17 protein-coding genes are annotated in these 14,556 nt (G+C 34.7%); 10 read left to right on the top strand and 7 right to left on the bottom strand.

All coding sequences use genetic code 11. The annotated features are described in order from the left end of the window. The 3 genes from HH_RS07590 to mltG all read right to left on the bottom strand — a co-directional run bounded on the left by HH_RS07590 (position 1) and on the right by mltG (position 2,362). Positions 1 to 312, bottom strand: coding sequence for a 4Fe-4S dicluster domain-containing protein (locus tag HH_RS07590; protein ID WP_011116410.1), 312 nt, complete (start codon positions 310 to 312; stop codon positions 1 to 3). 44 nt (positions 313 to 356) lie between these two features. Beyond that, entirely contained in the window at positions 357 to 1,304 is a 948-nt protein-coding gene (locus tag HH_RS07595; RefSeq protein ID WP_011116411.1) for a malate dehydrogenase, read from the bottom strand. A gap of 128 nt (positions 1,305 to 1,432) precedes the next feature. Further along, positions 1,433 to 2,362, bottom strand: coding sequence for an endolytic transglycosylase MltG (mltG, locus tag HH_RS07600; protein WP_034364856.1), 930 nt, complete (start codon positions 2,360 to 2,362; stop codon positions 1,433 to 1,435). Between mltG and HH_RS07605 the strand changes: the two genes are divergently transcribed. From HH_RS07605 to HH_RS07635, 7 genes are all read left to right on the top strand, one after another. Beyond that, complete coding sequence (locus HH_RS07605; protein ID WP_226989486.1) at positions 2,310 to 5,255, top strand: YhdP family protein; 2,946 nt, start codon at positions 2,310 to 2,312, stop codon at positions 5,253 to 5,255. The two genes, mltG and HH_RS07605, sit on opposite strands and share 53 nt — an antisense overlap. Positions 5,256 to 5,350: 95 nt before the next feature. Continuing rightward, positions 5,351 to 5,581 carry a FeoA family protein gene (locus HH_RS07610; RefSeq protein WP_034364948.1) on the top strand — a complete coding sequence of 77 codons (231 nt, stop codon included), beginning with the start codon at positions 5,351 to 5,353 and terminating at the stop codon, positions 5,579 to 5,581. A 25-nt stretch (positions 5,582 to 5,606) separates the two neighbouring features. Further along, positions 5,607 to 6,281: an endonuclease III gene (gene nth, locus HH_RS07615; protein WP_041309402.1), complete on the top strand. Its 675-nt coding sequence runs from the start codon at positions 5,607 to 5,609 to the stop codon at positions 6,279 to 6,281. Between the two features lie 77 nt (positions 6,282 to 6,358). After that, positions 6,359 to 6,763, top strand: coding sequence for a chemotaxis protein CheX (locus HH_RS07620; RefSeq protein WP_011116416.1), 405 nt, complete (start codon positions 6,359 to 6,361; stop codon positions 6,761 to 6,763). Positions 6,764 to 6,779: 16 nt separating this feature from the next. Next, positions 6,780 to 7,133 carry a flagellar motor switch protein FliN gene (gene fliN / locus HH_RS07625; RefSeq protein ID WP_011116417.1) on the top strand — a complete coding sequence of 118 codons (354 nt, stop codon included), beginning with the start codon at positions 6,780 to 6,782 and terminating at the stop codon, positions 7,131 to 7,133. An 18-nt stretch (positions 7,134 to 7,151) separates the two neighbouring features. Beyond that, positions 7,152 to 8,042 (top strand): flagellar biosynthetic protein FliO, encoded by an 891-nt coding sequence (locus HH_RS07630; RefSeq protein ID WP_041309133.1) that lies wholly within the window; start codon positions 7,152 to 7,154, stop codon positions 8,040 to 8,042. Beyond that, on the top strand, positions 8,042 to 8,800 hold the full coding sequence (locus HH_RS07635; RefSeq protein WP_011116419.1) for an energy transducer TonB: 759 nt from the start codon (positions 8,042 to 8,044) through the stop codon (positions 8,798 to 8,800). Before HH_RS07630 ends, HH_RS07635 begins: the two co-directional genes overlap by 1 nt. 11 nt (positions 8,801 to 8,811) lie before the next feature. Here HH_RS07635 and HH_RS07640 read toward each other — a convergent pair whose 3' ends face one another. Together HH_RS07640 and thiC are read right to left on the bottom strand one after the other, a co-directional pair. Continuing rightward, complete coding sequence (locus tag HH_RS07640; RefSeq protein WP_011116420.1) at positions 8,812 to 9,111, bottom strand: YciI family protein; 300 nt, start codon at positions 9,109 to 9,111, stop codon at positions 8,812 to 8,814. A 13-nt stretch (positions 9,112 to 9,124) separates the two neighbouring features. Beyond that, positions 9,125 to 10,498: a phosphomethylpyrimidine synthase ThiC gene (gene thiC, locus HH_RS07645; protein ID WP_011116421.1), complete on the bottom strand. Its 1,374-nt coding sequence runs from the start codon at positions 10,496 to 10,498 to the stop codon at positions 9,125 to 9,127. A 184-nt stretch (positions 10,499 to 10,682) separates the two neighbouring features. Here thiC and HH_RS07650 point away from each other — a divergent pair, with 184 nt between their 5' ends. The 3 genes from HH_RS07650 to HH_RS07660 are packed head-to-tail and all read left to right on the top strand — an operon-like array spanning position 10,683 to position 13,290. Then, complete coding sequence (locus HH_RS07650) at positions 10,683 to 11,852, top strand: bifunctional 2-C-methyl-D-erythritol 4-phosphate cytidylyltransferase/2-C-methyl-D-erythritol 2,4-cyclodiphosphate synthase (protein WP_011116422.1); 1,170 nt, start codon at positions 10,683 to 10,685, stop codon at positions 11,850 to 11,852. A gap of 47 nt (positions 11,853 to 11,899) precedes the next feature. After that, a complete protein-coding gene (locus HH_RS07655; protein ID WP_011116423.1) occupies positions 11,900 to 12,808 on the top strand; it encodes a response regulator in 909 nt (302 codons plus the stop codon). Beyond that, on the top strand, positions 12,805 to 13,290 hold the full coding sequence (locus tag HH_RS07660; RefSeq protein WP_011116424.1) for a phosphatidylglycerophosphatase A family protein: 486 nt from the start codon (positions 12,805 to 12,807) through the stop codon (positions 13,288 to 13,290). The genes HH_RS07655 and HH_RS07660 overlap by 4 nt, the downstream gene beginning before the upstream one ends. A gap of 21 nt (positions 13,291 to 13,311) precedes the next feature. On the opposite strand, the gene HH_RS07665 is transcribed toward HH_RS07660, so the two are convergent. Beyond that, on the bottom strand, positions 13,312 to 13,830 hold the full coding sequence (locus HH_RS07665) for a hypothetical protein (protein ID WP_011116425.1): 519 nt from the start codon (positions 13,828 to 13,830) through the stop codon (positions 13,312 to 13,314). 146 nt (positions 13,831 to 13,976) lie between these two features. Further along, entirely contained in the window at positions 13,977 to 14,537 is a 561-nt protein-coding gene (locus HH_RS07670; RefSeq protein ID WP_041309135.1) for an imm11 family protein, read from the bottom strand. Positions 14,538 to 14,556: the final 19 nt, after the last annotated feature.

Consider the following 14,556-nt stretch of genomic DNA (forward strand, 5'->3'; position numbering starts at 1 on the left):
TTATATCACCATAAATTTATTTTCTTTGATTTTTGCAGCACGTTCTTGTGCCTCTTTGCTGACCTTAGCAAACTTAAATTCTTCCTTATCAGCAACAAAAATCGCAAAATCAGGACAATGCAGTTCGCATTCTCTACAACCAATGCAACTTTCTGGATAAGCTACAGAGATGATTTTCCCTAGAACTTTATGTTCGTCTTTTCTCATACCTAAAACGCCACTCGGACAGAGCGACACACATACATCGCACGCTTTACAACGTGTCTCATCGACCCATACCGGCACATTTTGCGGTGCTTTTTTGATTCCCATTTCCCTTCCTTTCTCGTTTTAGAATAAATCTACTTTAAGATTCTTTAATACAACAACTTGTTATCTTTAAGAATCTCAACTTGTTCTTTGATACCTTGTGTGGAAATATTTAACATTTCCTGCTCTTGCTGATTTAGTGGTAATTCTACAATGTGTTCTACTCCTTTTTTGCCAAGTTTAATTGGAAGTCCAAGATAAATATCTTTTATTCCATATTCACCCTCTGTAAATACGCTACATACGAGTATTTCCTCATTTAGAGTGCTAATAGCTTCAAGTATTTTTATCACCCCGCTTGCAGGAGCAAAATACGCTGAGCCTTTCTGATAATAATTTACAATTTTAGCTCCACCCCCCTTTGTTTCCTTGATGAGCTCCTCTTGCATTTTAGGAGTGAAAATATCAGTAAAAACTTTGCCCTCACATAGGCAATGACGTAGCAAGGGTAACATATCATCGCTATGAGAGCCTATTACATACGATTGTATATGTTTGTTAAAATCTCCAAGCATTACTTTGCTTTCATAGGTAAGTCGTGCACTATCAAGAATCCCTGCCATACCGATGACACGTTCTTTTTCAAACTTACTCCACTGCTTTGCTACAAGACACATTGCATCAAGTGGATTTGAAACAACAATTAGTAAGGATTGAGGAGCGATTCTAGCGACATTTGAGCTGATTTCTTGTATAATACTTGCATTTTTAAGAAGCAAATCATTACGCGTCATATTTGGTGTGCGTGGAAATCCAGCGGTGATAATAACCACTTCACTTTCAGCTATTTCTTCATAGCTATTACAACCCTTAATAAGAATAGGAATATCAAAAATAGCTGCAGCTTGGGAAATATCAAGCCCTACACCTTTGCAACGAGGAATATCATTGCTAAAAAGGAGAATCTCTTTTGCAATATGTCGCATAGCACCTAAGAATGCAATATGAGAACCGACATTGCCAGAGCCGCCTATGATAGCAATTTTCTCAAACATTTTTTTCCTTTTTAGAGATTGAAAATATCTTTGTATGGCTTTTAAGATATTCATCACAATACTTAAAAGTTAAACAAAAAATTTAACTTGCTAACTATGAAACAATTTAACTTAAAAGCAAATAAAACTTAGAAATAGCTACGATGTTCTTCGTAAGTTTTACTAAATTTATGTGTGCCTGTGGCTCTATCTCGTACAAAATAGAGATAATCCACATCAGCAGGCTTAAGCACCGCTTCAATGGCTTGTAGGCTTACGCTTCCAGCAGGATATGGTGGCACACCTTTATTTTTATAAGTATTATAGGGGCTATTGTCATTACGGATACGTTCAGGTGTAATCTTAGAATGTGAATATTGCCCATAATTAAGTGAGCCGTCCATTTGCAGAGGCATATTTTTTTTGATACGATTAAACACTACGGCTGCAACAATGGGCATTTCTTCGTTATTTGCTGCTTCTTTTTGCACCACAGAAGCAATACTCACATTTTTAAACCATTGTTCTTGATTGTATGAGCCGAGTAGCTTTATCGCATTTTGTTCGTGTCGTTTTATGGAGATTTCATAGAGAATCTTCATTATTTCATCTTCTTTAATACCAACAGGAAGGCTATAGGTATCGGGAAAAATCACGCCATCAGGATAAGGAAAATACTTATCATAAGCGCTTTGGAGTTCTTCTGTAGAAAGATTAAATTTTTGGGAGAGTATGCGAATGAAATAATACAGAGTTTCACCTGGAATCAGTGTAACTTCTTTAGTTGCAGCTTTTGAGCTTACAAGAGATTTAAAAAATGCACCTTTAGGTAACAATTCAGCTTTCATATCAATATATCCACTTTGTGGTTGTCCTAAGAAACGAATAAAAAGAGTGTCTAATTTATTAATGTGTTGCCCGTTATCATTTAAGTATGCTATAATTTTGGGCAGTGAGCCTTTGGGCAGATTGATTATGCGTTCAGTTTGCACAGGGTGAAGCAAATAAAACAATATGGTTATAACAATGATAATAAAAAAATCCAAAAGCATTGCAAGTATAGTTATTTTTTTACTCATTTTACTTTCGCTCTCAATTATAGGATATAAGGTTCTTTCCAATGGTATTTATAGTCCTTCTATTAGTTTTGGAAAGACTCATATTGAGGGATTGTATCTTAGATTAAATAACAAGTTGATTTTAGAAATACAAAAACTTGACATCTCGGCGTGGCAAACTGAAGATAATTCCCAATTACAGGACAAAGAAGATACATCTATGAGTGCTGATGAGATATTGGGCTGGATTAAGAAGTTTTTATTTGTTACTTCTTATTTTGAAAAACTTGATATTAAGAATCTTGTTTTTGCAGATAAACTTCAGCGAAGTGTGCATTATGATGGTAAAGAGTATGTTATTAACTCGCCCACATTTATTGCACGAATGGGTGTAGAAGATAATAATAAAATTATAGATCTTTTTATTTATCAACTTGATTTTTTGCAGTTTGGTTTGCAAGTGCAAGGAAAATTTTCCTACCAACCACTCAAAAAAACACTTGAAATGAACATAGCAATTTCACCTAAAGAACCAACTAATGACCCGGAACAACCTACGCTTTTTGTGCATAGTATTACAGATTTTCACAAAATCAATATGGAAGCTTCCAGTTCTCACCTTTATAACCTTGAAAGCATTAAGCCTTATATTTTAAAGCTCAATAATCCAACACTTAATAATTGGTTATTTAAAAATGTGCATTATGATGTTCTCAAACTCCATTCTCTTAGATTTCAAAGCACACTTAATAAGCATTTTTTTGCTCAACTCCAAAAAACGCTTGCTCTTGATTTAGCTATCGAATCTCCAAAGGTTTATCTTGCACCTCATCTTAAGCCTATTGAGGCTACACGAGCGATTTTGTATATGCGAGATGAAAAACTTACTTTTTTGCTCAAAGAGCCATTTTTTACAAATATGAATCTTGATGGTTCTGAAGTTACAATAAGTAATATTTTTACCCAGCCGTTTGGTGTTCAAATTGCCATTCGTTCTCATAATGCTATGCTTAACAATGAGTTGAGTGATTTGCTTCATACATATCACATTAATGTGCCTTTGCGCAGCGTAGATTCTAATTTAGAGGTAAATCTCAATATTGATATACAGAGCAAAGATAAACGGATTCATACATTTGTTAATGGTAATATCACTACGCCAAATACGACATTAGAAGCAGGAGGGCAAAAGCTTATAGCAGATAATTTCAATCTTATTTTTGTTAATGCGCCCAATAGAGCTTATATACAGCTTCTTAATACAAAAATTAATTATGCTAATAATATTCAGGGCATACTTAATATCTTATGGAATCTACAAGATTCTAAGTTACAAGGAGATTTGCTTATTGATAAGTTTGCTCTTAGCTCACAGAATCTCTCTCAAGCTAAGTCTTTACCGAAAATACCAAAAGAAAGCGATGAATTAACAAAGCGGATTATTCAAGCTATTTATGAAGAATCACAAAAAGGTTTTAGTGAAGAGATTGTGAAAATTGATAAAAGTAATCTTAAAAAAATTAGTATTATAGGAGATTTAGGAGAAGATAAAATTATTACTTTGCCAGATTTTGGTATGAAAATTCGCATAGGAGAAGAGAGTGTATTTGAATTGAGTGATATTGCCAAAATTTATCCATATTCACCTATTTTGCAGTATTTTGGCATACCAAATGGTTCAATTAAGCTTTGGACAAAGGATTTTGAAACGATGCACTTAAATGCTAAAGTAGATAATCTAACCTATCCACTTTACGATAAAGATGCTCAACGTTTAAGTCATTTCTTCCTTGAGGGAGTAATTAATAAGAGCGGTATATTCATTGATTCAAAAAATAAAAAATTTACATTTATAAAAGAGGGTAATGTTGTTAAAATTATTCTTGATGGATATAATCTGCGCATTGACGAAGTTTTTTCAAGCAAGATTCCCGCACTCGCACAGATTAAACAAGAAAATGAGAAAGAAGAGATTCTTACTCTAGAGCAACGTAGAAAACAAGAAGAATTTATTAGAGCAAAACAAAGATATGAGCGTGAAAATAAGCTCTCACCACATATTGTTTATCTTGAGACACGTAATATGGATTTTTATCTCAACCAATATGTGATTCCATCAGACGTAGCATCGATTACTTTGCGTGATGGGATAATACGAGCTGATGTTACCTATGGCAATGGAGTGGCAAATGTAGATATGGCATATTCACGTGCAGTTTTACGTTTGAGCAATTTTAGCGATAAGTTTCTTAATCGTGTATGGCAACGTGATATTTTTCGTGGAGGACTTTTTAATTTTAAGGGCATTTATGATGAGGGCATACTTAAAGGCGAAATTAGTATGCAAAATACGATTTATCAAGATTTAGCCATTGTGCAAAATGTTCTTGCACTCATCGATACAATTCCTGCGTTGCTAACTTTTCGCAAACCCGGACTTGGTGCAAATGGTTATGAGATTAAAAATGGAAAGATAAATCTTGTTATTAATGATGAGTATTTGGTGCTTGAGAATATTAATTTGGAGGGAAGTTCTATTGATGTGGAGGGTGGAGGACTTGTTGAGTTAAAGAATAAGGAACTGGATATAGTGTTAAAAGCCTCTACTCTCAAGACTTTAACGGATATTATTAATACTATCCCATTACTTAATTATGTTATTTTAGGGAATGATGGCAAAATAACTACGGGAATTATGCTAAAGGGCACACTTGATAATCCAAAGAGTGAAGTGAGTGTTGTAGAAGATATTTTATTAAGCCCTTTTGAAATGGTGGGTAGAATCTTAAAGCCAGTGGAAAAACTTTTAAATAATATTTCAAATGCGCTTGATGAAAGTATAGATGCGCCACCAGAGATGCTTGATTCTACCCAATTACCTCAAGATAACCTCAATATCCCACAACAAGAATAATAACAAATAAAAATGAGGAGTAATCTTGTTATCTGATTTGAGTTATAATTGTGCTTTTTAAAAGCACAAACAAGGATAGTGAGCAAAGGATTAAAATGACGCTTTATGATTGTAATCTTGGAGAAGAGTGCAAAATAGTGCGCTGTGATACGCAAGATAATGCACTTAAAGACAGATTCATATCTTTTGGTATAGTTAAAGATAAAGTATGTCGTGTAGTGAGTCATTCAATTAATCATTTGGCAGTTGCAGTAATAATTGAGGGCACACAGGTAGCTTTGCGAGATTCTGAAGCAAAATTGATTATTGTTGAACCCATAAAGTGAAAGTATCTTGGCAACACAAAAAGTTATAAAAAAATCTGTATCCAAATCAAAGGATTTTAAAAAGCACAATAAAAAAGAAATTGAGATTATCAAATCGCGATTTTTAGAACATTATGGTGATGCAAAAACTGAACTTGTATATCATAATATTTATGAGTTGCTCGTATGCGTAATGCTTTCAGCTCAATGCACAGATAAGCGTGTGAATCTTGTAACGCCAGCATTATTTAAGGCTTATCCAAATGTAGCGACTTTAAGTCAAGCACATCTTGAAGATATTAAGATTTTGATTCAATCTGTTTCATTTTTTAACAATAAGGCTAAACATCTTATCACAATGGCGAATCAAGTAATGAATGATTTTAATGGGGAGATACCAACTACACAAGCGGAGTTAAAGACTCTTGCAGGTGTAGGGCAAAAAACTGCTAATGTAGTGCTTATAGAATTTTTTGAGCAAAATTATATGGCGGTAGATACACACGTGTTTCGCGTTTCTCATCGCTTGGGATTGAGTGGAGCTAAAAGCGCTCTTGAGACGGAAAAAGAGCTTACACAAGTTTTTAAAACGCAACTTTCTACTCTTCATCAAGCCTTTGTGCTTTTTGGTCGCTATACTTGCAAGGCTTTGAAACCAATGTGTGAAAATTGTTTTGTAGGTGAATTTTGTCAAAAAAAATGTAATTTTAAACCTGCTTGAAATATAGACTTCAATATTTTAATTGTATATTGTATAATGCTATATAATATTATCTTGTAAGGTAAAGGTGGTTTGGTATGGATATTATTCATCGTAGTTTTTTTGATATTGTGCAAAACAGCATTAATAAAACACCCCATGATTCAATTATGCCGCTTAAAAAGGGGTATTTAAGCAGGATTAGTATGATTGGCACACATAATAATGTGTATTTGCTTTTTGATAAAGCATTTTTGCGTATTTTTTGCGTAGAGTTTTTGGGTGAAGAGAATCCAGATGAACAAGCGCTAGAAGATATGGCAAAAGAGTTAGCGAATCTTACCGTTGGAAGAGCAAAGGTAATGACACAAGAACTCGGTAAAAGCTTTAATATTTCTACGCCTGATTTTTTGGGACATCGTTTGATTAAAAATTATGACCACGGATTGCATTTTCGGCTTGATAATGGACGATGTAGCATATATATAAGGCGTGTAGATTAATTTTTAGGGAGTTATAATGGCAGGCGAAAGTATTTTAGATAAGCAACGTATCCATTCAGCCAAAGAGATAGAACTTGCTACATATCTTGAAGATATGATGAAAAACTATACGGGACTCTTGGATATGGAGGCATTATTTAATGCCGAGCTTGGCAGCACAAAAATTCCACTTGGTGAGATTTTGCGTTTTGAAAAAGGCTCCATTATAGACCTCGGCAAGCCTGCTGGAGAGAGTGTTGAGATTTTTATTAACGGACGTGTAATTGGAAAGGGTGAAGTAATGGTTTATGAACGCAATCTTGCTATTCGTATTAATGAAATTTTAGATTCTAATGCGATTGTATATTATCTCACACGTGAGAAAAAATAAATCAAGCGAGAGAAACAAATGAGAATTCATATATTTCTCTTGTTTTTTGCTTTATCTGCAAATATACTCTATGCTCAAGTGCAAGTGCAAAATATGGAGATAAAGCAAGAAGGCAATATGCTTGAGTTGATTCTCACATTAAGCGATGCTTATAGCAAAGCCCCACGTTTAACAGAACAAAATGGTTATAAAGGTGTCATATTTCCTGATTTACAAGCAAAATCTCGTAATCAAAGCTTTAAAAATTTTTTTGTGAATGAAATGCAAATTTTTAATATTCAAAATAACCTTTATGTATTAGGTATAGGAGATACGAAATTTATAGATGTAAGTGTGAGCAGAGCATCTCGTGCGCTTAAAATTACTTTTAATAAAATCATACCACCACAAAGTGAGATTGAAAAACTTTTAAAAAAGTCCCATCAAGCACAAGTGCCAGTTATTGATATAACTCCCCAGCCCTTAGAGGCACACAATAAGAAACAAGAGAGTATTTTGCCTTTTAAGAATGATATAGGAATTGATACGTGGCGATATGTAGCAGTTTTGGCTGTAATGGGTATGCTCGTGCTCGTGCTATGGTTTGTAAAGCGATATGTGGTAAATAAAAAGCAATTTGGACATTATCTTGGGCGTTTTGGCTCTCAAAAAGAGGCATTTGACCCTACTAAAATAGAAGTGGTATCACAAAAAAACCTTGATTCTAAACATCGTATTCTTACTATAGAATCTAATGGCTATCGGTATTTGATACTTATTGGAGCTGCAAATACAACTTTAATTGACCGCTATCCTATTCCACAAAACATTAGCGCACAGGAAAGATTACGTTTTGATGACCAATTTAGCAAACTTTTGGAACAAAAGCAAGAACGACTTTCTAAGTATCTCCATAATGACAAGTCATAATGACATATAAAATTCCTACACATTTTCCCTCCCGCCTTTGGTTGTGGTTCACTATATCATTTTTGTTTCATATAATAATTATTGCTTTCTTGCTTATACATTTTAAACAAATGCAGTTTAAGAAAGGAACTTCTACCGATACGCGTATGAAAGTAGCCGGATTCCAAATCTTGGGCGGTGGAGAGCTAGAATCAATGCAAAATACACAACAGCAGACATCAAGCTCGTTTTCTAAACAATATTCTTCCACATACATTCCCAAACCACATTCTCCATTGAATGCCTCACAGCCTTTTGATTTTGGCTCTTTAAGTCTTTATGAAGGGAAAGGTAAATCAAGACAAACTCTTAAGCCTAAAAGTCGTGTTAAAGCTCTTGCGAAATTTCCAAATGTGGATAACTTTGCACAAAGGGACATTGAGGAACTTTATGGAGCTGAATTTGGTGATTATGGATTAGCTGAACAAGAATTTTTAGTCAATCATTTACGAGATATTGGGCGCATTACACAACGTTACTTGCAATATCCACCGAGTGCATTGCGTTTGGGGCAGGAAGGTTTAAGTGCAGTGGAATTTTATCTCCACCCTAATGGCGATATTAGCGGGCTTAAAATAATTGTTTCTTCAAATTATATGCTATTAGACCGCAATAGTGAGCGCACAATAGAAATTGCCTATAAAGACTATCCACGTCCCACAAGCAAAACTAAAATTCGTATTTTTGTCAGCTATGGCATTTCTTATTATAGATATTAGAGATTTTAAAATTATTGTTTTAAAAAATCTGTAAGTATTTGTGCGTGAAGTATAGGCTCAAACTCAAAAATCTCATATCGTGCGAGATTATGCTGCGTAAAAGGGTCGGCTTGAGAAAAGCTTAAAGCTTCATCTTTATTTGCAAATTTACCAATAATAATGCCACCATCTCTAGGGATTCTAGCGCCTGAGGCGAGTAAAATCCCCTTGTCATAACCTTTTTTAAGATAAGCACGATGAGCATCAAGCTTTTGGAGCACTTCCTCAAGTGGTTTTGTATAATTAACGAGGCAGACAAATAAATTTCCCATATAATTCTCCTTATCATTGATTTGATGCTAGAGGTTGAGTATCTTCAGATTCTTTAGCATTATGGGCTTTAAAAATATCTTGTGAGATTTTATAGCTACAGAATTTTGGACCACACATTGAGCAAAATTCGGCATCTTTAAATACTTCTTGGGGTAAGGCTTCATCGTGGTATTCACGCGCTCTATCTGGGTCTAAGGCAAGTTCAAATTGTCTATTCCAATCAAAACTATATCGTGCATCACTCATTGCATCATCTCTATCACGCGCACCTATACGCCCACGAGCAATATCTGCAGCGTGTGCAGCAATTTTGTAAGCTAAAATACCCTCACGCACATCTTTGGCATTAGGAAGCCCTAAATGTTCTTTTGGCGTTACATAACAAAGCATTGCTACTCCTTTCCAAGCGGCAACACACGCACCGATAGCACTTGCGATATGGTCATATCCTGCCGCAATGTCTGTAACCAAAGGTCCTAGCACATAAAAAGGTGCGTGGTTACAATATTGTTTTTGAAGCTCAACATTGCGTTCAATTTGGTTAAGCGGCACGTGTCCGGGTCCTTCTATCATTACTTGCACATCAGCCTTCCAAGCTCTTTTAGCAAGTTCACCTAATACTTTGAGTTCGGCAAATTGTGCCTCATCACTCGCATCAGCCAAGCAACCCGGACGCAAGGAATCTCCAAGCGAGAGAGATACATCATATTCTTGGCAAATTTTGAGAATCTCATCAAAATACTCATAAAAAGGATTTTCTTTGTGGTAGTGCATCATCCAACTTGCCATAAGGCTACCACCACGTGAGACAATACCCATTTTTCGTTTAGCAACAAATGGCATATGTGAAAGTAAAAATCCGCAATGAATAGTGAAATAACTTACCCCTTGTTTAGCTTGTTTTTTGAGCACCGAAAGCATAGTGTCAATATCAAGCTGCAATATATCATTTTTTACATCATAGAGAATCTGATATATAGGCACCGTTCCAATAGGCACACTTGAGGCTTGAATAACTGCAGTGCGTATTTCATCTAAATCCCCACCTGTGCTTAAATCCATAATCGTATCCGCACCATATTTAATAGATACTTTAACTTTTTCTACTTCTTCATCAATGGAGCTTGCAAGTGAGGAGCTACCAATATTTGAATTAATTTTAGTGCGTGTAGCTATGCCAATTCCCATAGGTTTAAGATTGGTATGATTGATATTTGCGGGAATAATCAGTCTGCCACGTTCAATTTCTTGCCGTATAAGTTCAGCGCTTATATTTTCAATATTAGCTACATATTCCATTTCTTTTGTGATAATGCCTTTTTTTGCATAGTGAAGTTGTGTGCGAATTTTATCGTCCGCACGCTGTTGCACCCATTGTGTTCTCATTGAAAGTCCTCCAAAATATGATTTGATTTTAAACTTGCATTTATGCTATTTAAATTTCCAAAATATACCTTAGATTCTTTAAAAAAAAGTTAAATAATATGGGTATTTAAGTAACAATTTTTAGTTTATTTTTTGTTTTGAAGTGATACAATACTGATTTTAAAATAGAGTTTAGGACAAGAATTTGGTTTTAGATAATGTTTCACTTATTATGATGGCAGCAGGAGATTCTACAAGATTTTGTGCTTCAAATGCACAGACTTTTAGGTGTAAAAAGCAATGGTTACGCGTGGGGGAAGAGCCATTATGGCTTGTGGCTACACGCAATCTTACTCATCATTTTTCTTTCAAACAAGTGATTTTGACTGCCTCAAGTAAAGATTATGTTTATATGCAAAATATAAGTCCTTATAAAGTCGTGCAAGGTGGGCAAACACGCTGTCAATCTCTTAGGAATGCTCTTAAATATGTTGATACGCCCCTTGTTCTTGTAAGCGATGTGGCACGATGGGATAGTTCAGATTCTATTATTAAAACAATGTTAAAAGCACTTGATGAAAGTGTAGCCTGTGTTGTGCCTTTTGTAGGTGTGGCAGATACAAGTTTTTATGAAGGAGAATATCTTAAACGTGAGAGCATTAAACTTATTCAAACACCGCAATTAAGCAGAGTAGAGGATTTACAAGAAGCTCTTAAGGACACAAGCAAGGATTTTAGTGATGAAAGCTCCGCACTTTACGCACTTGGTAAAAAAATTGCTTTTGTGCAAGGAAGTGAGTTAATGAATAAATTAACCTTTAGTAGTGATTTGAAGGCACATATCACACGTTTATCTCCGCCTTCAAAAAGAGTTTTTATCGGTAATGGCATAGATGTGCATCAATTTGAAAAAAATAAGCAAATGTGGCTTGGCGGAGTTGAGATAGAATCCCCATTTGGCTTTAAAGCTCATAGTGATGGTGATGTGGTGTTACACGCTTTGAGCGATGCGATTTTGGGGGCTATTGGTGGAGGTGATATAGGGGAGTGGTTTCCTGATACAGACGAGACATATAAAAATGCAGATTCTAAAATGATGTTGAGCGAAATTTATACTTTTGCCCAAAGTGTGGGTTATGAGCTTTATAATGCAGATATAAGTATCATAGCGCAAACACCCAAAATTGCTCCTTATAAGAGCGCAATGCGTGAATGTATAGCTCGTATTTTGAGAGTGCCAAATGCACACATTAATATTAAGGCAACTACAACAGAGGGATTAGGCTTTGTAGGTCGTGAAGAAGGTGTATGTGTGGAGGCGTGTGTAAGTATGGGATTTATAAATTGGCATACATATATAAAAGATTTGCATTAAAAAGGAGGCTGCACGATGTATAAAATTCATTATAAAGGGGAGTTTGTATGAAAGTTTTAATTATTGAAAATGAAATTTATCTAGCACAAAGTATTGCCAATAAAATAAGCGATTCTCATTTAGAATGTGTTATTGCTCATTCACTCAAAGATGTTCAAAAAGATCACTATGATGTTATTTTAGCTTCTTTTGGCACGATTGGTGAAGGCTATATGGAGCTTAGCAAAACATATCCACAAGCTATTATGATTCTTATGATTGCATACATAAATGATGATACTGTTATTAAGCCTTTGCGTAATGGCGTAACAGATTATATTGTTAAGCCTTTTATTGTTGATGAACTTATACGTAAAATAACACATTATAAAGCTTATCGTGAGATTAATGAGGAAATTAAATTTTATCGGAGTTATTTTAGCTTTATAGAGCGTGAGCTTAGCACACCCGAGCCATTCTTATATAATCCACCTTTTGTGATTAAAACCAATACTCAACGGAGTGCAGATATTTATGCAATGCGATATGCACGCGAGAAACATATTCATTTCCAATTCTATTCGCTTAAAGAAGAAACTTGGAAAAGTATCTTTCGTGTGCCGCCAAAGAAGAATGAGGTTTATTGCATTACTAATCTTGAGGAACTTAAAAAAAGCGATAGAAAAGACTTTTTAGAGATGGCTTTAAAGCATAGTGTTATTGTTTCGGTTGTCTCAAGTGAAAAAATTGCTTTTCCACAAGTGATTGATATTTCGCGCCAAACCAATAGTGTAGAGTTAAGCGGGGAGATTCTATCTGTGAAAGAATATGAAAAAATCATTATTACCAAATTTGAGAGTCGTTATCCTGATATTGAGCTTGCCAAAAAACTTGGTATGAGTCGCAAGAGCTTGTGGGAAAAGCGTAAGAAGTATGGTATTATTCGTAAAAATAAAAACACCCCACAATCCCAATGAAAAAGCAAAAACTCATCAAAGACTTATTTTTAAGTCTATTTTATAGTGGATATTCTCCCAAAGCTCCGGGCACAGCAGGGAGTGCTTTAGCTTTAATCTTGGGTATGCCTATTGTGTATTATTCCCAAGAAACACTTTTTTTGGCAAGTATTTTTATTGCACTCGTAGCAATAAAGCATATTGATATTTATGAAGAACACACTCAAACCCACGATGACAAAAGTATTGTCATTGATGAATTGGTGGGTATGTGGTTAGCAATGTCAATCGTCGGCTTTGGGCTTTGGGAACTTATTTTAGCTTTTGTCTTTTTTAGAATCTTTGATATTTATAAGCCCTCATTTATCGGCAGACTTGATAAAAAGGTAAAAGGTGGCTTAGGTGTGGTGGGTGATGATGCACTTGCTGGTATTTTAGCGGGGATTGTAAGTGTGCTTGTGCTGCAAATTGCTCAAAGCATATTTTCTTTTTTTAATTTATAATAAATCACTTGACTCTAAATCTTAGCAGTTTGATGAAGTTTCTACAATATGAATTTTATTATTTATTCTTTTGAAAATAATGGTTGAAGATACGCATTCTTCTTCTATATTTATTTGGATTGTATCTTTATTGATAATATAATCTACATCAGTTAGAGAGTCTGGATTGTATTTTGTATTCTTGCTTGGTAGATTCGATTGCAATATGCTTTTGTCTATTCTGCTCTTATGAGGTTCGTTATGGGTAGGTGGTTCATAGCTAAAAGAGAGATATTTATTGTAGGCTTGTATTATATCACTTGTTTCTATAATAGTCTCTAAGGGAACACCACATGGTTCCATATCTTCTAAATGGTTACTATTTTCTTCCCAATGTGATAATCGCTCAGGTTCATATTTTTCAAAATATACCTTACAATTTGGAAATTTTTTCCAAGTAGTTTCATTGCCATACATAATACTTAAAGTAAAAAATACGATAAACGTTGCAAATATAGATTTAAGATATATATTTGAAATTTTGTAGTGTTTGAGATTCATTGTATTGCCCTCCAAAATAAATTCTACACTATTTTAATCCACTTTGGGAGATAGTTGGCAAATCTATCCTGTAAAAAGGTATTTTTCATTAGATTTCGTTTAAATGCCGCTTGTTCTCTTGTCATTGTTTATCCTTATGTATTCCTTTAATACACGCCAAGCTCCATAAAGCTAAAGCCTAAAAGATTATTTTCCCTTACTCTTTTTCTAAACTTTTGCGATACAAAGACGGGAAGCTCATCGTCTTTTAATCTAAAAATATGGCTTTCATCAAGCTTTGAGCGTATAAGCGCGGCTTTGGTAATGCTCAAATAGTCATTATTCTCACCCATATATCTATAAACAGAACGTTCATAATCCAAAGCGTCAAGTGATTTAATGACATGCATAACCTTGCACCCTGAGTAATCCCCCGTTTTACTCTGTATCTCAACATCCAAATATTGCACGCAATCTTGAATTAAATCTCCCATAACTTCCATAAATCGCGGCGAAACGATATGCCAACTACAATCATTATGCACAAGATCAGTTAGTATCTTACCATCATTCTCATCAATCTTAAATATCGGCATTTGCCAATTTAAAATAGGTTTGGATTCCATAAGGGCATATTCATTGTTTCCTTTCATATCCATTAAATCACAAGAACACCAAGTATTCACATCATTATGTTGTCCGTTATACATCATTTTATAGTATCTCATCTTATTTTGCTGTATTATC

Origin of the sequence: Helicobacter hepaticus ATCC 51449, from assembly GCF_000007905.1 — a bacterium.
GTDB classification, from domain to species: Bacteria; Campylobacterota; Campylobacteria; order Campylobacterales; family Helicobacteraceae; genus Helicobacter_C; species Helicobacter_C hepaticus.

Excerpts from the sequence above, each read along its gene's own strand:
- HH_RS07595 (WP_011116411.1), bottom strand. The coding sequence starts at position 1,304 with ATGTTTGAGAAAATTGCTATCATAGGCGGCTCTGGCAATGTCGGTTCT.
- HH_RS07610 (WP_034364948.1), top strand. The coding sequence starts at position 5,351 with ATGACGCTTTATGATTGTAATCTTGGAGAAGAGTGCAAAATAGTGCGC.
- fliN (WP_011116417.1), top strand. The coding sequence starts at position 6,780 with ATGGCAGGCGAAAGTATTTTAGATAAGCAACGTATCCATTCAGCCAAA.
- HH_RS07630 (WP_041309133.1), top strand. The coding sequence starts at position 7,152 with ATGAGAATTCATATATTTCTCTTGTTTTTTGCTTTATCTGCAAATATA.
- HH_RS07635 (WP_011116419.1), top strand. The coding sequence starts at position 8,042 with ATGACATATAAAATTCCTACACATTTTCCCTCCCGCCTTTGGTTGTGG.
- HH_RS07640 (WP_011116420.1), bottom strand. The coding sequence starts at position 9,111 with ATGGGAAATTTATTTGTCTGCCTCGTTAATTATACAAAACCACTTGAG.
- HH_RS07620 (WP_011116416.1), top strand. The coding sequence starts at position 6,359 with ATGGATATTATTCATCGTAGTTTTTTTGATATTGTGCAAAACAGCATT.
- HH_RS07670 (WP_041309135.1), bottom strand. The coding sequence starts at position 14,537 with ATGAGATACTATAAAATGATGTATAACGGACAACATAATGATGTGAAT.
- HH_RS07605 (WP_226989486.1), top strand. The coding sequence starts at position 2,310 with ATGATAATAAAAAAATCCAAAAGCATTGCAAGTATAGTTATTTTTTTA.
- HH_RS07660 (WP_011116424.1), top strand. The coding sequence starts at position 12,805 with ATGAAAAAGCAAAAACTCATCAAAGACTTATTTTTAAGTCTATTTTAT.
- HH_RS07590 (WP_011116410.1), bottom strand. The coding sequence starts at position 312 with ATGGGAATCAAAAAAGCACCGCAAAATGTGCCGGTATGGGTCGATGAG.
- HH_RS07655 (WP_011116423.1), top strand. The coding sequence starts at position 11,900 with ATGAAAGTTTTAATTATTGAAAATGAAATTTATCTAGCACAAAGTATT.
- HH_RS07665 (WP_011116425.1), bottom strand. The coding sequence starts at position 13,830 with ATGAATCTCAAACACTACAAAATTTCAAATATATATCTTAAATCTATA.
- mltG (WP_034364856.1), bottom strand. The coding sequence starts at position 2,362 with ATGAGTAAAAAAATAACTATACTTGCAATGCTTTTGGATTTTTTTATT.
- thiC (WP_011116421.1), bottom strand. The coding sequence starts at position 10,498 with ATGAGAACACAATGGGTGCAACAGCGTGCGGACGATAAAATTCGCACA.